Annotated in this window: 20 protein-coding genes; 10 read left to right on the forward strand and 10 right to left on the reverse strand. The window is 71.2% G+C overall.

Translation table 11 applies throughout. The features are described from left to right. Window positions 1-25: 25 nt before the first annotated feature. The gene (locus tag ABD339_RS13885; protein ID WP_344565795.1) at window positions 26-1,114 is read right to left on the reverse strand and encodes a methyltransferase; all 1,089 of its coding nucleotides are present in this window, start codon (window positions 1,112-1,114) and stop codon (window positions 26-28) included. Window positions 1,115-1,463: 349 nt separating this feature from the next. Between ABD339_RS13885 and ABD339_RS13890 the strand changes: the two genes are divergently transcribed. Then, window positions 1,464-1,970 carry a MarR family winged helix-turn-helix transcriptional regulator gene (locus ABD339_RS13890; RefSeq protein ID WP_344565797.1) on the forward strand — a complete coding sequence of 169 codons (507 nt, stop codon included), beginning with the start codon at window positions 1,464-1,466 and terminating at the stop codon, window positions 1,968-1,970. 77 nt (window positions 1,971-2,047) lie between these two features. Here ABD339_RS13890 and ABD339_RS13895 read toward each other — a convergent pair whose 3' ends face one another. Next, window positions 2,048-3,247 (reverse strand): PP2C family protein-serine/threonine phosphatase, encoded by a 1,200-nt coding sequence (locus tag ABD339_RS13895; protein ID WP_344565799.1) that lies wholly within the window; start codon window positions 3,245-3,247, stop codon window positions 2,048-2,050. A 274-nt stretch (window positions 3,248-3,521) separates the two neighbouring features. Between ABD339_RS13895 and ABD339_RS13900 the strand changes: the two genes are divergently transcribed. Together ABD339_RS13900 and ABD339_RS13905 are read left to right on the forward strand one after the other, a co-directional pair. After that, window positions 3,522-3,917: an ANTAR domain-containing protein gene (locus tag ABD339_RS13900; RefSeq protein WP_344565801.1), complete on the forward strand. Its 396-nt coding sequence runs from the start codon at window positions 3,522-3,524 to the stop codon at window positions 3,915-3,917. A 143-nt stretch (window positions 3,918-4,060) separates the two neighbouring features. Continuing rightward, the gene (locus tag ABD339_RS13905) at window positions 4,061-4,879 is read left to right on the forward strand and encodes an SAM-dependent methyltransferase (protein WP_344565803.1); all 819 of its coding nucleotides are present in this window, start codon (window positions 4,061-4,063) and stop codon (window positions 4,877-4,879) included. Between the two features lie 24 nt (window positions 4,880-4,903). Here ABD339_RS13905 and thiI read toward each other — a convergent pair whose 3' ends face one another. Beyond that, window positions 4,904-6,226, reverse strand: a complete 1,323-nt coding sequence (gene thiI / locus ABD339_RS13910; protein ID WP_486388543.1) for a tRNA uracil 4-sulfurtransferase ThiI — start codon at window positions 6,224-6,226, stop codon at window positions 4,904-4,906. Window positions 6,227-6,361: 135 nt separating this feature from the next. Here thiI and ABD339_RS13915 point away from each other — a divergent pair, with 135 nt between their 5' ends. The 3 genes from ABD339_RS13915 to ABD339_RS13925 all read left to right on the forward strand — a co-directional run bounded on the left by ABD339_RS13915 (window position 6,362) and on the right by ABD339_RS13925 (window position 8,838). Beyond that, complete coding sequence (locus ABD339_RS13915; RefSeq protein ID WP_344565805.1) at window positions 6,362-7,204, forward strand: MOSC domain-containing protein; 843 nt, start codon at window positions 6,362-6,364, stop codon at window positions 7,202-7,204. Between the two features lie 142 nt (window positions 7,205-7,346). Continuing rightward, window positions 7,347-8,501 carry a phage baseplate protein gene (locus tag ABD339_RS13920; RefSeq protein ID WP_344565807.1) on the forward strand — a complete coding sequence of 385 codons (1,155 nt, stop codon included), beginning with the start codon at window positions 7,347-7,349 and terminating at the stop codon, window positions 8,499-8,501. Between the two features lie 43 nt (window positions 8,502-8,544). After that, window positions 8,545-8,838 carry a hypothetical protein gene (locus tag ABD339_RS13925; protein WP_344565809.1) on the forward strand — a complete coding sequence of 98 codons (294 nt, stop codon included), beginning with the start codon at window positions 8,545-8,547 and terminating at the stop codon, window positions 8,836-8,838. Window positions 8,839-8,990: 152 nt separating this feature from the next. Here ABD339_RS13925 and ABD339_RS13930 read toward each other — a convergent pair whose 3' ends face one another. Further along, window positions 8,991-9,524: an EF-hand domain-containing protein gene (locus ABD339_RS13930; RefSeq protein WP_344565811.1), complete on the reverse strand. Its 534-nt coding sequence runs from the start codon at window positions 9,522-9,524 to the stop codon at window positions 8,991-8,993. Between the two features lie 189 nt (window positions 9,525-9,713). On the opposite strand from ABD339_RS13930, the gene ABD339_RS13935 reads away from it, so the two are divergent. The 3 genes from ABD339_RS13935 (at window position 9,714) to ABD339_RS13945 (ending at window position 14,440) form a co-directional block, all read left to right on the forward strand. Continuing rightward, window positions 9,714-10,709: a threonine ammonia-lyase gene (locus ABD339_RS13935; protein ID WP_344565813.1), complete on the forward strand. Its 996-nt coding sequence runs from the start codon at window positions 9,714-9,716 to the stop codon at window positions 10,707-10,709. Window positions 10,710-11,051: 342 nt separating this feature from the next. Then, entirely contained in the window at window positions 11,052-12,329 is a 1,278-nt protein-coding gene (locus ABD339_RS13940) for an ATP-grasp domain-containing protein (protein WP_344566125.1), read from the forward strand. A 59-nt stretch (window positions 12,330-12,388) separates the two neighbouring features. Further along, a complete protein-coding gene (locus tag ABD339_RS13945; RefSeq protein WP_344565815.1) occupies window positions 12,389-14,440 on the forward strand; it encodes a CocE/NonD family hydrolase in 2,052 nt (683 codons plus the stop codon). A 163-nt stretch (window positions 14,441-14,603) separates the two neighbouring features. Here the strand turns inward: ABD339_RS13945 and ABD339_RS13950 are convergent, their stop codons facing one another. From ABD339_RS13950 to ABD339_RS13975, 6 genes are all read right to left on the reverse strand, one after another. Next, complete coding sequence (locus ABD339_RS13950; protein WP_344565817.1) at window positions 14,604-15,593, reverse strand: zinc-dependent alcohol dehydrogenase family protein; 990 nt, start codon at window positions 15,591-15,593, stop codon at window positions 14,604-14,606. After that, the gene (locus ABD339_RS13955) at window positions 15,590-16,501 is read right to left on the reverse strand and encodes a carbohydrate ABC transporter permease (RefSeq protein ID WP_425575978.1); all 912 of its coding nucleotides are present in this window, start codon (window positions 16,499-16,501) and stop codon (window positions 15,590-15,592) included. Before ABD339_RS13955 ends, ABD339_RS13950 begins: the two co-directional genes overlap by 4 nt. Next, the gene (locus ABD339_RS13960) at window positions 16,498-17,484 is read right to left on the reverse strand and encodes a carbohydrate ABC transporter permease (protein WP_344565819.1); all 987 of its coding nucleotides are present in this window, start codon (window positions 17,482-17,484) and stop codon (window positions 16,498-16,500) included. The genes ABD339_RS13955 and ABD339_RS13960 overlap by 4 nt, the downstream gene beginning before the upstream one ends. Then, window positions 17,481-18,857, reverse strand: a complete 1,377-nt coding sequence (locus ABD339_RS13965) for an ABC transporter substrate-binding protein (protein ID WP_344565821.1) — start codon at window positions 18,855-18,857, stop codon at window positions 17,481-17,483. The genes ABD339_RS13960 and ABD339_RS13965 overlap by 4 nt, the downstream gene beginning before the upstream one ends. Before the next feature lie 226 nt (window positions 18,858-19,083). Next, the gene (locus ABD339_RS13970) at window positions 19,084-19,845 is read right to left on the reverse strand and encodes a DeoR/GlpR family DNA-binding transcription regulator (protein WP_344565823.1); all 762 of its coding nucleotides are present in this window, start codon (window positions 19,843-19,845) and stop codon (window positions 19,084-19,086) included. A gap of 615 nt (window positions 19,846-20,460) precedes the next feature. Beyond that, the gene (locus ABD339_RS13975) at window positions 20,461-20,634 is read right to left on the reverse strand and encodes a CsbD family protein (protein WP_344565825.1); all 174 of its coding nucleotides are present in this window, start codon (window positions 20,632-20,634) and stop codon (window positions 20,461-20,463) included. A gap of 366 nt (window positions 20,635-21,000) precedes the next feature. Here ABD339_RS13975 and ABD339_RS13980 point away from each other — a divergent pair, with 366 nt between their 5' ends. Beyond that, window positions 21,001-21,660, forward strand: a complete 660-nt coding sequence (locus ABD339_RS13980; RefSeq protein WP_344565827.1) for a LysM peptidoglycan-binding domain-containing protein — start codon at window positions 21,001-21,003, stop codon at window positions 21,658-21,660. Window positions 21,661-21,898 lie beyond the last annotated feature (238 nt).

Below are 21,898 nucleotides of genomic sequence, written 5' to 3' on the forward strand. Positions count from 1 at the left end.
ACAAGTCACCCCGGAATCAGGCGAGTCAGAGGGTCTGGTCACCCGGGATGCCACCCGGTGCCGGGACGGCCTCGATCGCGCAGTAGCCCCCGTCCGGGCCGATCGGGGTGAAGGAGGACACCGCGAAGCCGGCTGTGCGGCACAGCTCGGTGAAGTCCTCCCGGGTGCGTTCCCTGCCGCCGACGTTCACCAGCATGTTCAGATCGCTCAGATACGGCACGCCCGCGCCCTGCGCCTCGGCGGTGGCCGGGAGCACCGGCTCGACGATCAGCAGCCGCCCCTCGTCGGGGATCGCCTCCCGGATGTGGCTCAGGATGCCCGCGCACTGCTCGTCGCTCCAGTCGTGGAGCACGCTCTTGATCAGATAGAGGTCGCCGCCCGGGGGCGCGGCGGTGAAGAAGTCGCCGACGGCGGTGGTGGCCCGGTCGGCCACCCCCTCCCGTTCGAACGTCGTCCTCGCCTGGGCGAGCCCCCCGGCAGTGTCGTACACGACGCCCCGCAGCCCCGGCGTTCCCTTCAGCACCGCGCTCAGCAGGGTGCCGTCGCCGCCTCCGATGTCGATGACCGTGGTGAAGCGCGCGAAGTCGTAGCGCGACGGCAGGGCCGCTGTGATCGCCCGGGTGCCCTGGCTCATGGCGGAGTTGAACCGGGCCGAGAGGTCCGGATGCCGGTCGAGGTAGGAGAAGAAGTCGATGCCGAAGACCGAGTCGAAGGCGGTCTGCCCGGTCCGCACGCTCTCGTCGAGCTGGTCCCAGGCCCGCAGCATCGCGGGGTCGAGGAACATCCGTACGAAGGCGCCGAAGGAGTCCTCGTCCTTCTCGCTCAGCAGCGCCCCCGCCGGGGTGACGGTGAAGCTGCCGGGCCGGGTCTCGGTGAGCAGCCCGAGCCCGGCCAGCGCGCGCAGCAGGCGGTGCGTGGGCTGGGGGAGGGTCCCGCACCGCTCGGCGATCTCCCGGGCCGTGACCTCCCCGTCGGTGCCGATGATGTCAACGACGCCGAACTCGACGGCGGCGCGTACCGTGCGCGCGGCCATGTGCCCGAACACCAGGTGGACGAGCAGTTCCCGTGCCTCCCGCGGATCGCCCGCGGCCTGCTCCGTCTCCCGCGCTGCCATTCCAGCCTCCTCGTACCGGCGTCGTCCCCCGCGGCCACGGAGAAACTCACGGCACCGTAGGCGTGGCCCCTTTAACCAACCCTGCGACCTTCTAATCCCGCCCCGGGGCCCCAGCGCACAGCGGCGCCCCTACCCGTCCGTGCGGCTTCTCCCGGGCGCGCGCGAGGGCTCCCTGCCCTGGCGCGGCGATGCGTCCCGGCGCGCGGCCTCCGCCGCGATCCCGGAAAGTGACCGCACCGCACTGGCCAGGGGGGCGGTGAGCAGGGATAGGGTTGACGGGGGCCGGACGCCGTGGTGGGCCGGTGGCCGCGCCTCACAGGGACCGTCGCCGAGATGGAGTGTCACTGACATGGGAGTGAATCCCACGCCCCCCGGTCGTAGCCCCCATGACGCCGCACGGACGGCGGGCGAGGTCATCGAGCTGCTGGAAGTGCTCTGGGAGCGCGGCAGAGAAGCCGTCGCCCCGGCCCCGGTCTCCCCGTCCCAGCTACGGGTCCTGTACTGCATCGACCGGGACGAGGGCATCAATCTGCGCGCTCTGGGTGAGGCGCTGGGCTCGGCGCCCTCCTCGGTCAGCCGGCTGTGCGACCGGCTGGAGGCCATCGGCCTGGTGGAGCGGGTGCCCAGCCCCACCAGCAGGCGGGAGCTGGAGCTGCACCTCACGGCCCGGGGCCGCGCCTACCTGCGCAGCCTCCGGGAGCAGCGGGAGCAGGCGCTGCTCGCCGTGCTCTCCGCGATGCCGCAGCGGGAACGGGACGCGCTGCTGAAGGGTCTCAGGGGCTTTGTCGAGGCCGCGGATCCGGGCTCTTCTTCTTTTCCCCTCGCGGCGGATGACCCCGCCATCAGACCTGCCTGAGAGCGGGGCAGTCCTGCCTGAGCGCGGGTCGCGGGAGGGCGCCGGATCCCGGCCCGGTCGCCCCCGCCCTGGTCCCGTCAGCGGCCGGAGGGGCCGTCATCGGCCGTCGGCCGGCGGCCGTACCAGTCCAGGCAGACGGCGAGCGCGTCATCCAGCATCGGCGCCGTGTCGCGGTATTCGGCCAGCTCGCGCAGCACCGCGCGCGGCACCTGTGAGGGCGGCAGCAGTTTGGTGGCGCCGAGCGTGCGGGCCAGCGCGCGCTCGCCATAGGGGACCCCCTCGGGCGATGAGGTCTCGTACACGCCGTCGCTGCCGATGAGCAGCCGGTCCCCGGCGCTGACGCGGAAGTGCTCGGCGGTGTAGGGCGTGTCCTCGAACATGCCCAGGGGCAGCTGCGCTTCGAAGGGGAGCCGTTCGACGGTACCGCCCTCGTGCATGCGCCAGGCCCGGGGCGAGCCGGCGTCGATCGCCTCGACCTCGCCGGTCGCCAGCTCGAAGCGCAACAGCAGCACCGACAGGTGGGCCTCGCCCCGGTACTGCGCGTAGATCGCCTGGTCGGCGAGGGTCGCCTGGCCGACCAGGTCGAGTCCGGCCCGCCGCGCGTTGCGCAGCGCGTTGACCGCCAGGTGGGTCAGCAAGGCGGCTTCTATGCCCTCGTTCATCCCGTTGAGGACGGTGAGGGTCAAGGTGTCCTCCGTCACCGACCAGTCGAAACTGTCGCCGAAGATGGCGTAGGCGGGCTCCAGGTGGGCGCCCAGCGCGAATTCGGGGCGCGCGCAGGAGCGCCCGGGGAGCAGCTGCCACTGCATCTCGGCCGCGAGGGTCAGCCGGGTGGTACGGCGGGCCAGCAGGAACAGGTCGGTATCGCGCTCGGCGACCAGGATCTCGTGGCCGAGCGCCTCGCAGACCTGGGCGAGCGAGGCCAGCAGCTCCCGGTCGCAGACGGCCCGGGGGAAGGTGGCGGAGAACACCCCCAGCCGGTCGCCCCGTACGGTCACCGGCAGGTGCGCGGTCACCGTCCCGCGCGGCTCATCGGATACGAGGACCGGCTCTTGCGCGCCGAAGGCCCGCCCCTCGGGGGTGTTGTACGCGGGGACGCGCACGGGGCCCTTGGCGGCGGTCGGGCGCACGCTCTGGAGTGTTGTCAGCCCGTAGTCGATCATGCGCAGTTCGACGTCCGACGCGTCGTACTCCCGCAGCGTCTCCGTGGTGAGGTCCAGCAGCGTATGCGGGGGTGCGGTGCGCAGAGCGCGCTCAAGTGCGATGAGTTTGTCCACGGTCCTCTGGCTCTTCCTGATGCTCCGTACGGACGAGGGGCGCGGTAGCCCCTCGGTGTTCCGCAGCTCACAGGTGTGCGTCAGCGCCGACGGGGCAGGGAGACACATGTCGTCCGACAACAATTGTCTTCCGGAGGATCTCATGGATCCACTTGCGGCGCCGACCCCGGCATGGGGCGGCGCCCTCAACAGGCACGCGCCCGGTCCGCCTAGGACGGAACCGGGGCGCTACCACGTCGGCTTCTGGACCGAACCGGCGAGGATGATCTGACGAGTGACCAGCAAGCCCGAGGTCTACACCCTCTGTGACGGAAAATCGCCCGCCGGGAATACGCGGGCGTGCCCGGACGGGTGCGACGGCGAGCCCGCGCACGCGCTGTGCGAGGAAGTGCTCCGCCTGCGCACGGAAGTCGAACAGCTGCGCAGAGCGATGACGACCCGTCCCGTGATCGACCAGGCCAGGGGCGTGCTGATGGCCGCCTGGCACTGTTCCGCCGACCTCGCCTGGGAGATCCTCGTGGACACCTCCCAGCACACCAACACCAAACTGCACGTCGTGGCCGCGATGGTCGCCGACAGCGCTCATGCCCGGCCTATGCCTCCCTGGCTGCGCTCCGCTGTCCTGGCGGCCCGTAGCAGGATCGCGGGCGCCGCGCCCACAAGTGGCTGAAATCCGACAGGCGGTGCTCAGGGGGCGCGAAGGGGGGCGTGAAATTCCGGCTCACCATGGCGTGCAACTGCACTTTGTACGAGAGTGGTTGACGCATCTGGCCGGCCCACGGGACCGGCACATCAAGCACGCCCTGGAGCGACATGAGCGACGAGACAGTGGTTCCCGAAGGACTGGGCATCCGCCCGCACACCGCCCGCCTCTACGACTACTTCCTCGGCGGCAAGACCAACTACGGCGTGGACCGCAAGCTCGCCGGCGAGTCGCTCCGCGCCTACCCCAACGCGATGGTCGCCGCCCGGCAGAACCGTGCCTTCATGCACCGGGCGGTCCGCCATCTCGCCCGGGAACTGGGGATCCGCCAGTTCCTCGACATCGGCACCGGCATCCCCACCGCGCCCAACCTCCACCAGGTCGCCCAGCAGGAGCACGCGGACGCGCGGATCGTCTACTCCGACAACGACCCCATCGTGCTCGCCCACGCCCGAGCCCTGATGACCGGGACCGTCGAGGGCGCCACGGACTACATCGAGGCCGACGTACGCGACCCGGACCTCATCCTCGAACACGCCGGCAAAACCCTCGACTTCGACCAGCCGATAGCCCTCTCCCTGATCGCGCTGCTCCACTTCCTGCCCGACTCCGACGCTCCCGGCGCCATCGTCACCCGTCTCCTGGAGGAACTGCCCGGCGGCAGCGCTCTCGCCCTCTCGCACGCCACCGCTGACCTGGACCCGGATATGCAACTGCTGGCCGACGCCTACGCGGCGCGCGGCCTTGAGGTCCGGCCCCGCACCCACGAAGAGAGCCTGCGCTTCTTCGACGGGCTCACGATGGTCGAGCCCGGCCTGGTGGCCAGCTGCGACTGGCGGCCCGAGCTGGAAGACGACGGACCCCAGCTGCCCGGCATGGTCGATCGGTCCGAGGTCGGCGTGTGGGCGGGCCTCGCCATCAAGCCGTAGGCCCACGGCGCTTCTGCGGCAGGTTCAGCGCCCCGGGCCGCCGGTGCCCCCGGTCCCGGCGGCCCGGCCGCCGTCCCCGGCCTCGTCCGCCCCGGGCCCGGGGCTCAGCGACCAGGCGCCCGCCAGCAGTTCCCCGACAAGTCCGTCCAGCTCCAGCCGCCGCTCGACGCGGCGCACATCCGGCACCCTCGCCTTCGTGCTGACCTGGCGCGGGGCCAGCAGCGAGCAGCAGTCCTCGTCAGGGAGGACGGAGACCGCGGCAGTGCCCAGCGCGCGAGCCTCATCGATGATCTCCTGTTTCTCCCAGCCCAGCAGCGGACGCAGCAGCGGCAGGGACGCCGCCTCCTCCACGGCGGCCAGATTCGCCACCGTCTGACTGGCCACCTGGCCGAGGCTGTCCCCGGTCACCAGCGCCCCGGCGCCCAGCCGCCCGGCCAGCACACTCGCCGCCCGTACCATCAGCCGCCGCTGCGCCACCACTTGCAGCCGCCCGGCGCCCGCCACCGCGAGCTGCTTTTGCGCCTTGCCCAGGGGGACGACGTGCAGGGTGCCGCCCGGCTGGAAGCGGTTCAGCTCCCTGGCGAGCGCGTACGCCTTGTAGACGGAAGCCGCGTCGGTGTACGGAGCGCCGGTGAAGTGGACGAAGTCGCAAGCCAGCCCCCGGCGCATGGCCCGGTAGGCGGCCACCGGCGAGTCGTAGCCGCCCGACAGCAGCGCCAGCGCCCGCCCGCTGGAGCCCACCGGCAGCCCGCCCTGGCCCGGCAGCCGCGACCACGACAGACAGGTGCCGTTCCGGTCCACCTCGACCGTCAGCTCCACATCCGGCGAGGACAGGTTCACCGGCAGCCCCGTCGCGCGCTGTACGCGGGTGCCGAGGGCCGCGGCGAGGACGGAGGAGGTCAGCGGGAACGACTTGTCCCTGCGCCGGGCCCGTACCGCGAAGCTCACCTCGCCCCGCTCGGCGTGCACCCGGCGCAGGATCCCGAGCGCGACGGTGCCGATGTCCTCCTCCGTACTGCGGGTGCGCAGCGCGGGCTGCACGACGTTGAAGCCGATCACCCGCCGTACGCATGCCACCAGCTCGTCCTGCGGCACCTGACCGCCGACGAGCGTGACGCTGCGGCCCCGCTCGGTCCACGTGGCGCCGGGGAGCGTGCGCAGGGCGTCCCGCAGGTTGCGGTGCAGAAGGTCCTCGAAGCGGGACCGGTTGTGCCCGCGCAGGAAGATCTCTCCGTGTTTGAGCAGGACGCACTCCCGCGCGGCGTCCGGCTGTGGCTGTGGCTGTGGCTGTGGCGGCGGCTGCGGCTGCGGCGGCTGGGTGATGGGGCGGGGCCCTTTGGTGGTCACGTGCGTCTCCTTCTGCCGGCCAGGCTATGCGAACCCCCGACGGGGCAGGATGCGGAGCCCGGACCGGAACAGCCCGGCGCCGGGGCAAGGGAACAAGAGACAAGAGCGGAAGAAGACAAGGGGAGGGGAGGACGTATGGCACAGGTCGTCGAGTTGGCCTACTACCCGGTGAAGGGGTGCGGAGCCGCCGCCGTGCGCGAGGCGGAGATGACCCGCGCGGGCCTCGCACACGACCGGGCCTTCATGGTGATCACACCCGAGGGCGTGGGCCGTACCCAGCGGCGCGACCCGGGGCTGGCCCGCGTACGGCCCGAGGTCGTCCGCCACGGCGCGGACCGGGAAGAGGCGCTGAGGCTGACCGCACCGGGCCACGGCCGGGCCGACATCCCGCTGACCCGCTCGGGGCCGCAGCGGGAGGTGGAAATGCTGGGGAGCCCGTTCTCCGGCATCGACCAGGGGGACGAGGCCGCCGAGTGGTTCTCCGACCTGCTCGCCGCGCCCAGCAGGCTGGTCCGCGTCCCTCCCGGGCACGACCGCGTGACGGACGGCAGGACGCCCGGCACCTCCGGCTACGCGGACAGCTGCGCCGTCCACCTGCTCTCCCTCGCGACCCTGCGGGAGCTGAACGCCCGGCTGGGGGCGGAGGGGGAGGCCCCGCTGCCCATCGACCGCTTCCGTCCGAACATCGTCGTGGACGGCTGGGAGGAGGAGCCACACGCCGAGGACCGGGTGCGCCGGGTGAGTATCGGCGACGCGGAACTGGGATACGCCAAGCTCGCCCTCCGCTGTGTGGTGACCACGGTCGAGCAGCGGGCGGGCACCAGATCCGGCCCCGAGCCGCTGCGGATGCTCGCCCGCTACCGGCGCGCCACCGGCGGCGGAGTCGCCTTCGGCAGCAAGTTCGCCGTACTGCGCGCCGGGACACTCGCGGTCGGCGACAAGACGGAGGTCACCGACTGGGCGGAGTCCGAGCTGTAGCGGCACGGCCGGGGGCCGGTCGGGCCGTCCCGGCGCATTCGTATGAAGAATGCTCCGTTTCCGGTACCGGCGGCGCGTCGCTGGTGATCTCTGTGGTGCGAGGAGTGTAAGAGCCCCGGGCCGACAGGAAGGACGGGCCGCCATGGCGGATCACCACCGCACGCCGACCGGCTCCGGAAGCGCGCCGATCCGGCGCAGACGTGTCCTGGGGTTCGGCGCCGCAGCCGCCGGGGCACTGGTGCCGACCGCGCTCGCCGCCGCCCCGGCTGCCGCCTCGCCCCACGGCCCCCTCGCGCGGGCGGCCACCGGGGCCGGTGCGTCCTCGGTTTCCTCAGTGTCCTCGGGAGCCCCGGCGTCCTCGGGGCTCTCCGGCCCGGAGCAGGGAAGCTGGGCCATGCCCGAGCCGCGCCGCAGCCCGCTGCTGGACCGGCGGCTGCGGCACGGTACGGCCATCCAGTCCTTCGCCTTCGACGAACGGCGGGCACGGATGTACGCGCTCCAGGTGATGGAAGGCGGCATCCAGCTCCCCGGCGAGCCCGGCCCGCTCTCGCACAGCGAGCGGCAGTGGCGCGGTGATCTGTGCATGAACGCGCTGTCCATGTCGGGCGAGCCGCTCGGCCACATGTACCTCAAGGGCTTCGGACACGGCGGCACCCTGGGCGTCGAGCCGCGCCGCCACGGCAGACCCGCGCTGTGGACCGAAGGGGACGCCAACCCCTCCTCCGGATACGGCAGGGGGCTGGCGCGCTTCCGCTTCCGTCCCGGGATGGTGCTGGAGCACCACGACCGGGAGCTGGAGACCTTCCGGCCGCGCCCCGGCAGCACGAAGAACCAGGTCGCCCTCGACCCGTACGCGCGGCGCCTGCTGCTGCGCTACCGGCACGCGGGCGCGTACCGGTTCGCGCTCTACGACCTGGCCCGCTTCCGGGCAGGGAGCTTCCAGGCGCTGACCGACTTCGTCCAGCCGATGCCCGAAGGCCACCTGTACCACCAGGGCATGGCCGTCTACGGCACCTACGCCTACCAGCTCACATGCAGCGAGCGCGGCCCCTCCGCCGAACCGCTGCTGACCTGTGTGCACCTGGGGACCGGCCGTATCGTCCAGCGGGTACGTCCCGAACCGGCAGCGGACAGCGGCCTGTTCGAGCCGGAGGGCCTGGCCGTGCTCCAGCACCCGGCGCCCCGGCTGTGTGTGGGCTTCGCCTCCGGCGAGCAGGGTGTACGGCTCTACTCCGTCTACACCACCGACCTGAGGCGCAGTCCCGAGGTACTCGGCTTCGGGTTCGAGGCCCGCTGAGGCGGCGGGTTTCGGGGCGGGATGGCGGGCAACCCGTGGCCGTATGGCTGACTCTGTGAAGAACGCAAAGGCGAACGGGGCGACCGCGGGCGCCGTCTCGAAGGCGCGGAGCGCCGTGACGGACGCCGGTGACGGTGCGAAGCGCGCCGCCAAGGCCGCCGAAGCCGTCGGCACCAAGGCCACGGCGGGGCTGGCCCTTGTGAAGGCACGCAAGAAGATCACGGCGAGTGCGGGCGGCAGCCTGTTCGCCCTGCTCGCCGGCGCCTTCGCGCTGGGCCGCAGGACCGCCGTCCGCAGGACGGGTCCCCTGACCCGGCTGACCCACGGACGCATCTGAACCGGAGGCATCCGAACCGGACGCATCTGAACCGGACGCATCTGAACCGGACGCATCTGAACTTCTACGGCGGGGAACGCCGGGGGCGGTGCGCCCCCGGCGTTCCGGCTGAGACTGTCGGCGCGCGACAACTGCCGGGCGCTCAGCGGTCCTCAGACCACCGGGGCAGCGACCAGAAGATCCCCCGCGGTGCCCGCCGCGTCGGGACTGTAGTACTCCTTGATGGCTTCGGCCCAGACCGGTACCGACGCCTGTTCTGTGCCCACCGGCTCCAAGGCGTCGAACAGCGCGTGGATGTTCGGCAGCGCGAAGCCGATGGCCGTCATGACCGCCACGAATGCCGGTCGCTCGACCAGCCCGTCACCGTCCGGGTCTGCCACGGCTGTGAGTGCCTCGGCGAACTCTCCGATCGCCGCGGTGAATTGCTCCGGATCGAGGACGACCGCCTGGAACTCCTCGAAGCTGACCTTGCCGTCGCCATTGGCGTCCAGGTTGTCGGCCAGAGCCGTCCAGAAGGTCCGGAAGGCAGTCTGCATGGTGCTGCGCTTCGCGGCGTCCGTCTCGGGTACCGCCGCGACGACTCTGCCGGCCATCAGCTCGAAGTCATCGGCCTCGATGACCCCGTTGCCGTCCGCGTCGAACAGCGTGAACACCAACCGGACCCGGTCGAGTGCTTCTGTCCTCATCAGAACCCCACCCCTTCACATCCGCACAAGTTGTACTGGCACTCTATGCAGGAGCGGCCGGCCGGCTCTTTGAACGCCCGGTGTTCATACGAAGGAGTGGCGGCGGCCGGGGACTACTCGGTCGCTTCCCCCAACTCCCGGATTAACGTGAGGCACATCCGCACCGCGCTCACCACCCGAGGAGCCTCCGTGACAGACAGCCGTTCCGCCAGCGCCGCCCGCCCCGGCCTTGACGAGATCGACCTCGACCCGGCCCGGATCGCCGAGGCCGCCACGGTCATCGATCCCGTCTTCCTCAACACCCCGCAGTTCTTCGACGAACAGCTGTGTGCACGTCTGGACAGGCGCGTCCTCACCAAGGTGGAGACGCTCAACCCGCTGCGCAGCTTCAAGGGCCGGGGCGCCTCCTTCCTGCTGCACGGCTTCGCGGCCGGCACGACCGTGGTGTGCGGCTCGACGGGCGGCAACTTCGGGCAGGCCATCGCGTATGCCGCCCGGCGCCGGGGCCTGCGTGCCGTCGTCTTCCTGCCCGCGGACGCCTCGCGGGTGAAGGTCCGGCGCACGGCGGCGTTCGGCGCGGAGATCCACGAGGTCGGGGGCTCACCGAACGAGCACGCCAGGGAGTTCGCGGCGGCGGCGCCCCGCCGGGTCTTCGTGGAGGACGGCCGCGAGACGGCCGTGGCCGAGGGCGCGGGCACCATCGGCATCGAACTGCTGCGGGACGGCCCGTTCGACACGGTCGTCCTGCCGCTCGGGGACGGCGCGCTGATCAGCGGCGTCGCACGCTGGCTGCGCGAGCACACCCCGGACGTCCGTGTCGTCGGCGCGGCGGCGGTATCGGCGCCCGCGCTGGAGCGCAGTTGGCGTACCGGCGAGGTGGTGGCGGTGGACCGGCGCAACTCCTTCGCCGCCGGCATCTCCATCCGCGAGCCCGTCCCGGTGGCCGTCGCGCGCACCCGCGCCCTCGTGGACGACATCCTGCTCGTCGAGGACGACGCGCTGCGCGCCGCCATGCGGCTGGCCGCCGAGACCCTGGGCGTGCTCCCCGAACCGGCGGGCGCTGCGGGCCTGGCGGCCCTGGCCGGGGGCGGTGTTCCCGGTGAGGTCGCGGCGACCGTCCTCACCGGGGCCAACGCGGAGCCCGACGTCCTCGCGAGGCTGTGGGACGGTGCGCGGCGCGAGTGACCAACCGGGTGGGACCCCGGGGGCGTGAACGCCCACGTCCTGATGCCGTCCACGTCACCGGTCAAGCCGGTGACGTTTTTGTGCGTGGGGTCTGAGCGGCAGCTCGCGCACGGCCCAAGATCCTCGACACGGCGGGTTTTCCCGCAGCGCTGAGGGCAACCCGCCCCCCGCTGCCGAGGCTGCCCAGGTGTCCCGGGCGTCCCGGATGTCCCTGCCGCCCCGGCATCCAGATCCCCGACGTGAAGAGGACCCGTGCCCACAGCCGAGACCGCAGAACCCGAGCAGACCGGATCCGAGACCGCGTTCCAGAGGGCGGACGTGCTGAACGTCTTCGTCCTCGGCATGGACGACGCCAACCGTGCCACCCTCGAAGCCGTGCCCGAAGCGGACCGCTACCGCTTCCACCCCCTGCTGAGCCCCGCGCAGCTCCAGGAGGACGAGGTGTCGGTGCCCGCGCTGCTGGAGCGCGCGTGTGGCGTGCTCGACGACTTCGGCGGATCCGTCGATGCGATCGTCGGCTACTGGGACTTCCCCGTCAGCACCATGATCCCGATCCTCGCCGAGCGGTACGGCACGCGGGCCACCAGCCTGGATTCGGTGGTCAAGTGCGAGCACAAATACTGGAGCCGGCTGGAGCAGGAGAAGGTCATCACGGAGCTGCCGCGCTTCGGGCGGGTGGACCTGGAGGCGGCCGAGCCGGAGCCTCCCGAGGGCGTCCGCTTCCCCATGTGGCTCAAGCCCGCGCTCTCGTACTCCTCCGAACTGGCCTACGGCGTCAAGGACTTGACGGAATTCCGCGCGGCCGTCGCCGAGATCCGCGAGGGCATCGCCCGGGTCGGCCGGCCGTTCGAGTACATCCTCGACCAGGTCGAGCTGCCGCCCGAGATGGAAGGCGTCGGCGGCATGGTGTGCCTCGCGGAGGAGTCCCTGACCGGCCTCCAGTGCGCCGTCGAGGGCTACGCCCACCAGGGCCGGGTCCACGTCTACGGGGTCCTGGACTCGATCACCTACCCGGACTCGTCCTCCTTCCTGCGCCACCAATACCCCAGCAGCCTCCCCGCCCCCGTCCAGCAGCGGCTGACCGAGGTGTCCGAGCGGGTCATCCGGCAGATCGGGATGGACGCGGCGACCTTCAGCATCGAGTTCTTCTACGACCCCGGCCGCGACGAGATCAAGCTGCTGGAGATCAACCCGCGCCACTCCCAGTCCCACGCCGAGCTGTTCGAGTTCGTGGACGGCGTGCCCAACCACCACTGCATGCTCGCCCTCGCCCTCGGCCGGGACCCCGACCTTCCGCACCGCGCCGGGCCCTACCTGTACGCGGCCAAGTGGTACCACCGCTGGTTCGCCGACGGGGTGATCCGCCAGGCGCCCACCGGGGAGGAGATCGCCGCGGTGGAGCGCGAGATACCCGGCGTGCGCATCGAGGTCGTCCCCGACGAGGGGCAGCGACTGCGGCAGCTCTCCCAGCAGGACAGCTACAGCTACGAGATCGCGCACATCATCACCGCCGGAGCGGACGACGACGAACTGCGCCACAAGTACGACCGCGCCATCGCCGCCCTCGGCCTGCACGGCACGGCGCCGGACGCCGCCGGGCCGCGGAACCAGCGACCATGAACCGGGCGCGAAGCGGAAGGACCGGATCGCGGACACCCGAGAGGAGCGGAGTCAGAGCCATGCGCAGCGTCGACAACCTGCCCTACGACATCAAGGAAGAGCAGATCACCGTGCCCCTGCCGGACGGCACCCGGCTCTCGGGCCGGCTGTGGCGCCCCACCTGCTCGGACCAGGAACCGCTGCCGGCGATCCTGGAGTACATCCCCTACCGCCAGCGCGACCTGACCTCGGTGCGCGACTCCGTCCACCACCCGTACCTGGCAGGCCACGGCTACGTATGCGCCCGCATCGACCTGCGCGGCACCGGCGATTCGGACGGCGTGCTGGAGGACGAGTACCTGGAGCAGGAACAGCGCGACGCCGAGGACGTGCTCGACTGGCTCGCCTCCAGGCCCTGGTGCGACGGCACCACCGGGATGATGGGCATCTCCTGGGGCGGCTTCGCCGCGCTCCAAGTCGCCGCGCGGCGCCCCGAGAGCCTGCGGGCGATCGCCATCTCCTCCTTCACCGACGACCGGTACGCCGACGACATGCACTACATGGGCGGCACCCTGCTCTCGGACAACCTCGCCGAGGCGGGCACCATGTTCGCCTACGCCACCTGCCCGCCCGACCCGGCCGTCGTCGGCGACCGGTGGCGGGAGATGTGGCACGAGCGGCTGGAGCACACCGAGCCATGGGTGCTGGAATGGCTGCGCCACCAGCGGCGCGACTCCTACTGGCGGCACGCCTCGGTGTGCGAGGACTACCAGGCCGTGCGCTGCCCCGTACTGGCCTCCAGCGGCTGGGCCGACGGGTATTCCAACGCCGTCATCCGGCTGCTCGCCCACCTCGATGTGCCCCGCAAGGGCCTGATCGGGCCGTGGTCCCACAAGTTCCCGCACCTGGGCGAGCCGGGCCCGGCGATCGGCTACCTCCAGGAACTCGTCCGCTGGTGGGACCACTGGCTCAAGGGCGCCGAGAACGGTGTCATGGACGGGCCGATGCTGAGCACCTGGATGCAGGACAGCGTGCCCCCGTCCACCTCGTACGAGGAGCGGCCCGGCAGGTGGGTCGTCGAACCGGAGTGGCCCTCACCGCACGTGCGGGAGGTGACACATCCGCTGGCCCAGTACCGCATCCTCCCCGCCGCCGGGGACGCCGGAGCGCGGGGCGATGGCTGCAACGGTTGCGACGGCGAGGCGCTGACGGTGCGCTCGCCGCTGTCCGTCGGCCAGTTCGGCGGCAAGTGGGCCTCCTACAACGCCCCACCCGACCTGCCCTATGACCAGCGCGAGGAGGACGGCGGCTCCCTCGTCTTCGAGACCGGGCCACTCACCGAACGCGTGGAGATCCTCGGCTCGCCCAGCGTCCAGCTCGACCTCTCGGTGAGCGAGCCCATCGCACAGGTCGCCGCCCGGCTGTCCGACGTCGCACCGGACGGCGGCGCCACCCGGGTCACCTACGGGCTGCTGAACCTCACCCACCACGCGGGCACCGACGCCCCCGAGCCCCTGGAGCCGGGGCGGCGCTACCGTGCCACCGTCCAGCTCAACGGCGTGGCCCAGGCGTTCCCGCCCGGGCACCGCATCCGCCTCTCGCTGTCCACCTCGTACTGGCCGCTGGCCTGGCCGCCGCCCAAGCCGGTGCTGCTGAGCGTGCGGGAGCACTCCAGCACGCTCACCCTGCCCCTGCGCACGGCAGGGGAGGAGGGGGAGTCACCGCACCGGCCCTTCGGGGAGGCGGAAGGGACCCCGCCGCTCGCCACCACCGCGCTCACGCCGCCCGAGGAACGCTGGGAGGTCAAGCGCGACCTGATCGGCTACAACTTCGAGCTGGAGATCGTCAAGGACCGGGGCATGGAGCGTTTCGAGGACATCGCCCTCGATGTCGGCCGCCGCGCCTACGAGCGCTACACCGCCGTCGCCGACGACTTCACCTCGCCCGGCGGCGAGTCCACCTGGACCATGACATTCCGCCGCGACGGCTGGGAGGGGCAGACGGTCACCCGCACCGTGCTGACCTGCACGGAAAGCGAGTTCCACGTACACGCGACCCTCGACGCACACGAGTCGGGACAGCGGGTCTTCTCCCGCACATGGAACGAGACGCTGCCGCGCGACTGCCTGTAGGGGCCCGGCGCAGGACCCGGCAGAGGGGCGGGGGCGTCGCCGGCCGACAACGCACCGGCGCCGCCATGGGTCGGGGGTCCCTGGCGGCGCCGGCGCTGCTCACCGTTGCCGGTGAGGGTTTTCTGGGGGGAGGAGGGGCAGGACGGACAAGAGGATCAGGGGGTCAGGGCACCACCACGATCTTGCGGCCCTTGCCGTCGGCGAAGCGGCCCAGCGCCTCGGGGTAGGCGTCCAGCGGCATGCGGTCGGAGATGAACACCTCCGGGTCCAGCACCCCGGCAGCGAACAGGTCGGCGGCCCGCTCGTAGCTGTGCAGCACGGCCATGGAGCCGGTGATGGTGATCTCCTGGTTGTAGATGCGGTACGGCTCGATGGTCGCGGTCGTCGCGTAGTCGGAGACGCCGAACTGGAGGAAGGTGCCCGCCTTGGCGACGCGGCCCAGCCCGTCCTGGATGGCCGCCGCGTTGCCGGTGGCGTCCACCACCAGGTCCCAGCCCTGGGGCCGGTCCAGCTCGTCGGCGCTCGCGGCGGCGCCGCTGCACCCCAACTTCTCGGCGGTGGCCAGCCGCTCGGGGTTGAGGTCGAGGATGTCCACGCCGGAGGCGCCCGTGCGCTTGGCCAGCTCCAGCATCATCAGGCCCATCGTCCCCGAGCCGTAGATCAGCACGCGGGAGCCGAGCTGGCTCTTGAGCACGTCGTAGCCGCGCACCGCGCAGGACAGCGGCTCGATCAGCGCGGCGTCCTGCGTCTTGATGTGGTCGGGCAGCTTGACGCAGTTGGCCACGGGCGCCACCGCGAACTCGGCGGCGCCGCCGGCCCGGGTGACGCCGATGGCCGCCCAGCGGTCGCACATGTTGTTGTGACCGTTGCGGCAGTGGCGGCACTCGTAGCAGTACAGCGACGGGTCCACGGCGACCCGGTCGCCCTCGGCGAGTTCGGTGACCTCGCTGCCGAGCGCCACCACCTCTCCGGCGAACTCATGGCCCGGCACCAGCGGCAGCGAGGGCGCGAACTCCCCCTGGAGGATGTGCAGATCCGTGCCGCACAGCCCGCTCGCCGCCACCCGCACCACCACGTCGCGGGGGCCTGGGGTGGGGTCGGGCACGGTCGTGAGGGAGACCTTGCCCACGGACTCGACGAGTGCGGCCTTCATTTGACAGCTCCTAGCGACAGGCCCTGGACCAGCTTGTCCTGGGCGGCGAACCCTGCGGCGAGTACCGGCAGGGAGATCACGAGCGACGCGGCACACACCTTGGCCAGGAACAGGCCCTGGCTGGTGATGAAACCGGTCAGGAAGACGGGCGCCGTCTGCGCGACGACCCCCGTCAGCACGCGCGCGAAGAGCATCTCGTTCCAGCTGAAGATGAAGCAGATCAGCGCGGTGGCCGCGATTCCCGGGGCCGCGACCGGCGCGACGACCCGGGTGAGGACGGTGGGCAGCTTGGCGCCGTCGATCTGGGCTGCCTCGATCAGCGCGGGAGGCACCTCGGCGAGGAAGGACTGCATCATCCACACCGCGATCGGCAGGTTCATCGAGGTGTAGAGGATGACCAGCAGCCATACGTTGTCGAGGAGCCCGGTGTTCTTGGCGAACAGGTAGATCGGCAGCAGTCCGGCGACGATGGGCAGCATCTTCGTCGACAGGAAGAAGAACAGTACGTCGCTCCACTTGCGCACCGGCCGGATCGACAGCGCGTACGCCGCCGGGAGGGCCAGGATCAGCACACACAGGGTGGAGACGACCGAAGCGGTCAGCGAGTTGGCGAGCGCCGGCCAGGGGCTCGCGCCGCCGCCCGCGCCGAAGAACTCGCGGTAGCTGTCCAGAGTCAGCGGGGCGCCCAGCGAGGGCGGGTTGGTGGCGGCGTCCGACTCCGAGTGGAAGGAGGTCAGCACCATCCATGCCATGGGCAGGACGAAGACGATGCCCAGGACCCAGGCGAGCAGCCCCAGGGCCGCGTTCTTGCGGCGGATGCTCTTGGGGGCCATGGCCCCCTCGGCCCGCGCGGCCTTCGTGGTGCGTGCGGCCCCGGCCGCCGGGGGAGCTTCGGCCGTGGCGCTCATGCGCGGGCCTCCTCACTGAAGAGGGACGAGACCACCCGCAGCGCGAAGGTGGCGATGACGAGGGAGCCGATCACGACCAGCACACCGGCCGCCGAGGCCAGTCCGTACTCGTGGCCCTGGTAGAAGGTCTGGTAGATCGTGTACGGCAGGTTGGCGGTGCCCAGGCCACCGGAGGTGATGGTGAAGACCGCGTCGAAGTTCTGCACGATGTAGATCGAGCCGAGCAGCGCACCCAGTTCCAGGTAGCGGCGCAGGTGCGGCAGCGTCAGGAAGCGGAAGATCTGCCATGCCCCGGCGCCGTCGATCCTGGCGGCCTCGATGGAGTCGGAGGGCCTGCTCTGGAGCCCGGCCAGCAGGATCAGCATCATGAACGGCGTCCACTGCCAGATCAGCGAGACCTCCACGGCGCCCAGCGGCATCTCCGCCACCCAGTCCGGCTGGGGGCCGTTGTCGCCGAAGATCCAGGTCAGCATGCCGTTGAGCAGCCCGTACTCGGGGTTGTAGAGCACGTGCTTCCACATCAGCGCGGCGGCCACCGGCACCAGCAGGAACGGGGCGATCAGCATGGTCCGCACGAATCCACGGCCCCGGAAGCTGCGGTCCAGCAGCAGTGCCAGCAGCAGTCCGAGGACGAGGCTGACGAGCACCACGACGACGGTCAGCACGATGGTCGTCAGCACCGAGTCGCGCAGTTCGGCGTCGCCCAGCACCTCGGCGTAGTTGGCGAGGCCGTCGAAGCGGCGTGCTTCCGAGTAGAGCGCGTTCCAGTTGAAGAGGGAGATCACCAGCGTGGCCACGAACGGCAGCTGGGTGACCACGATCATGAACACCAGGGCGGGCAGCAGCGGGGCACGCGTCACCCAGGCCCGCAGTTTGCCCGGCGGGCTCTTTCTCCCCGGGGCGGCGGCGCCCCCGCCGGGTGCGGCGCTCGGCTTCGGGGCTCCGGTGGGGCCGGGGGCCGAAGTGGTCGTCGGGGTACTCATTGGCCTCGCCCCTTGTAGTCCTCGGAGACTTCCTGTGCCAGTTCCTGCGACTTGCGCAGGGCGGTATCGACGGACTGGCGGCCCGCGATGGCCGCACTGATCTCCTGGGAGACCTTGGTGCCGAGGTCGGAGAACTCGGGTATGTCGACGAACTGGATGCCGATCGTCGGCCGCTTCTGCACGCCGGGATCGCGCGGCTTCGCCTCGGTGATGGCCTTGCGGGTCACCTCGTGGAAGGCGCCCGCCGCCTTCTTGTACTCGGGCAGCTCATAGGTGGAGGCCCGCTTGCCCGCCGGGACGTTGGACCAGCCGAACTCCTTGCCGGCCAGGCGCTCGTACTCCTTGCTGGAGGCCCAGGAGATGAACTTCCACGCCTTGTCGGGGTTGCGGCTGGCCTTCTGGATGCCCCAGGACCAGCTGTAGAGCCAGCCGGAACTCTTCGTCTTCTCCACGGGCGCGGGCACGTAGCCGACCTTGCCCTTGACGGGGGACTTGGCCGCTTCGAGCGAGCCGGCGCCGGCTGTGGCGTCGTACCACATCGCGGTCTTGCCCTGCGTCATGTTGTTCAGGCACTCGGCGTATCCGGCCTGGGCCGCGCCCGACTCACCGTGCTTGCGCACCAGATCGACATAGAACTTGGTCGCCTTCTTGAACGCGGGGTCATCCAGCCGCGCCTTCCAGTCCTTGTCGAACCAGGTGCCGCCGAAGGTGTTGACGACGGTGGTGAGCGGTGCGATCAGCTCGCCCCAGCCGGGCAGTCCGCGCAGGCAGATGCCCTTCATGCCGCGCTGGGAGCCGTCCGCCTTCGCCGCCAGTTCGGCCACCTGCTGCCAGGTGGGCTGCTTCGGCATGGTGAGGCCGGCCTTCTTGAAGACGTCCTTGCGGTACATCAGGAAGGAGGACTCGCCGTAGAAGGGCTGCGCGTAGACCTTGCCGTCCTCGCCGGTGAGCGACTCACGCACCGAGGGCAGGATGTCCTTCTGGTCGAACGTCTTGTCCTTGCGCGTGTAGGGGTCCATCGGACGCAGCCAGCCGTTCTTGGCGTAGATCGGCGTCTCGTAGTTGCTGATCGTCGCCGCGTCGTACTGGCCCGCCTGGTTGGCGAAGTCCTGGCCCATCTTGTCCCGGACGTCGTTCTCGGGCAGCACCGTGAACTTGACCTTGATTCCGGTCTTCTTGGTGAAGTGCTTGGCGGTGAGCTTCTGCAACTCGGTCATCTGCGGGTTGTTCACCATCAGGATGTTGATGGTGTCGCCCCCTGACCCGAGGGCTCCGGCCCCCGCGCAGGCGGGGAGCGTGAGGAGTACGCCTGCCGTGGCGGCGGCTGCGGCGGCTCGGGTCCTGCGTGTCCTCTTGCGGCTCTTACTTCGCATCGGGGCTCCTGGCAAATCGGTACATAACGCCGCCGGCCGGGGCGCGGGGCCTCACGCCTGGTGCCCGACGGCGGACGGAAGAGTGGAACGGGGGACAGGTGGAGCGGGTGGGGCAACTTGCGGTCAGAGGGCGGACGGGGGACGAGTGGGGGGACAGATGTGACGGACGTGGGGCGGGGGGAGCGAGTGCGGCCGGACGGGCGTGGCCGGAGCGGGAGCGCGCGGGTCAGACCCGGATGACCTGCGGCCCCTGGAGTGCGTAGCGGTTGGCCTCGGTGCCGGGCAGCCCGGAGGAGGTGACGATCGTCTCGAAGTCGCCCACGTCCGCGAACCGGCAGAAACTCACGGCCCCGAACTTGGTGTGCAGACCCACGAAGACCCGCCGCCTCGACGCCCGGATCGCCTGCGCCTTGACCTCGCTCACCGCGGGGTCGGGGGTGGTCAGCCCGTGGTCGCGGGAGATGCCGTTGGCGCCGATGAACGCCAGGTCGATGACGAAGCCGGCGAGCATCTTGGCCGTCCAGTGCTCGACCGTCGCGAGCGTCCCGCCGCGCACCCGTCCGCCGAGCAGCAAGATGGTGAAGTCGCCCGTCGTCGCCAGCGTGCTCGCCACCGGCAAGGAGGCCGTCACCACGGTCAGCCGGCGGTCCCCGGGCAGGGCTTCGGCGATCAGCTGAGGGGTGAAGCCCTCATCGACGAAGACGGTCTCCGCGTCCCCGATCAATTCGACGGCCGCCGCTGCTATCCGTCGCTTCTCCGGCACGTTCATGGTGGTGCGGAAGGCGAGCGTCGTCTCGAAACCCGCGCTCTCCACGGGGTAGGCGCCACCGTGGGTGCGGCGCAGCAGTCCGTGCGACTCCAGCACCCGCAGATCCCGGCGGACCGTCTCCTTGGCCACGCCGAGGTCGTCGGCGAGTGCGGTCACATCGACCGAGCCCAGCCGCCGGGCCGTGCCCACGATCTTCCGTTGCCGCTCCACCGCACTCATGACGTGTGCGCACCTCACTCCGTTCGGTCACGAGGATGCCCGTTCCTGCCCGTGTGGAAAGTTGTACCGGCCTCCGCCGCGCGCGGCCAGCCTCCCCAGGAGGCGGATCATGCCCGCTTCTGCCCGCCTCCCGCCAGGCCGCAAGACCGCACATCCTGCGGTGTCAGGGTCCAAGTCACTCCATGCGTCAGCCCGTTCTCGCGTCAGCTCGGCCCGTTTGCCGCCCGTATCGCCGCTGTGTGCCCGGCGGGAGAACGGGAAAAGACCCGCGCCCGCCCCTTGATGCGGGGGCCAACGAGCCGGTCGTCCAGGCGAAACGGTCGCGGAACGGTCATCGGCGATCTCTTCCGCCGTATCGCTGCCCGTACGGGCCACGGCCCGAACCCGGCGCGCTGCCCGAACCCGCGCACGGCCCGGATCTGCGCACGGCCCGGGGCCGTTGTGCGGCGCGGCCCCGGCACGCTGTCCGAACCCGGCGCAGGCCCCAACAGGCGCAGGGGTTCCGGATCATCCGGACGCGGCACGGGGGTCCACACAGCACGGACCGGGGTGCCCCGCGTGTGCGGGACACCCCGGTCCGTCGGCCCTGTGCCGTCGATCGGCGGCAGCCGCCGGTCAGTGGCGGAAGGCGTCCTTGGTCTTCTCCTTCGCCTGCCGCGCGTCGCCCGCCGACTGCTGGGCCCGGCCCTCGGCCGTCATTCGCTCATTGCCGACCGCACGGCCGACGGTCTCCTTGACCTTGCCCACGACCTGCTCGGACTTCGACTTGGCCTTCTCGCCGGAAGCCATGTTCCCTCCTTGCCGGCTCGACATCAGGTGCTCGTCTCCGCGTGACCGCGCACGGTCGGCTCAAACGTGCTAGCGGGCCGCCGCATCCGCCGAACCCGCCGACACGCTGCCACGACCAGGCACGACGCCCTTTCGACGCGCCGCCGGACGACCGGGAACCGCGAACTGGCGCGGTCGCGGCCCCTGCCCGGGCCTCCGCGTACCGCCGAGCGGGGTCCGCCGGTACCTCTGGACGGGTGAAAGATCGGCGAAGCTGAACGGATCTTCAGCCCGGAGAGGACCCGAGAGAGTTTGCTATCGCACTGACGGGCTTTCCTCTGACCCCAACAGAGAGTCCCCGGACTCGACGGTAAGGACCTGATTCAGATGCGTAAGACCAAGATCGCCACCTTCGGCGTCCTCGCCGCGGCCATGATCGTGGTTCCGGCCGCGCCTGCGTTCGCCTACGACGTGCAGTCCGGTGACACGCTCTCGGAAGTCGCGGAGCGGCACGGGACGACCTGGCAGGAACTGGCCGCGGCCAACGACCTGGTCGACCCCGACCGGATCTTCCCCGGCCAGCACCTTGAGATCGGCGAAGGAGGTGCGCCCCGGCCGGGTCCGATGGCGACCGCGCCACCGGCCCAGCAGCAAGCACCCCAGCAGCAAGCGCCGCAGCAGGCCCCCCAGCAGCAAGCGCCGCAGCAGGCGCCCCAGCAGGCGCCCCGGCCACAGGCGAAGCAGCAGTCGTCGCCACCCACATCGCAGGCACCGAAGCAGCCGCAGGCGTCGCAGACAAGCCCCAGGCGGCAGTCGGCGGCGAAGGTGCCAGGCTCGAACGCCGCCAAGACGGAGATCATCCGTCGTGAATCCAGCGGCAACCCCCGCGCCCAGAACGGCAGGTACCACGGCCTGTTCCAGACGGACCAGGCGTGGGGCCGGGGCACGGTCGCCCAGCAGCACGCGGGGGCCGAGCGCTACGTCCGCGAGCGCTACGGCTCCTGGGAAGCGGCCCTGCGCTTCCACAACCGGCACGGCTGGTACTGAACCGTACGGACCCGGCCTCTCCCAGCCCGCGGGCGGCCGGGATCCGCACCCCCACCACGCCTCCCACACCCACCCCGCACACCATCTCCCACGCCCACCCCGGCCGGTTCGGCCGCGGCGTCGTCGGCGCGCCTGTGAAAAGGCACGCCCCAGCACCCGGTTCACCCCTTTGCGGGTGAACACCGTCTCCCGGGTGCGCACCACCTCCCGCCCGGGGGCCCCTGCCCCTCTCCCGGGC

This window comes from Streptomyces axinellae (assembly GCF_039532135.1).
In the GTDB taxonomy this organism is placed as follows: domain Bacteria; phylum Actinomycetota; class Actinomycetes; order Streptomycetales; family Streptomycetaceae; genus Streptomyces; species Streptomyces axinellae.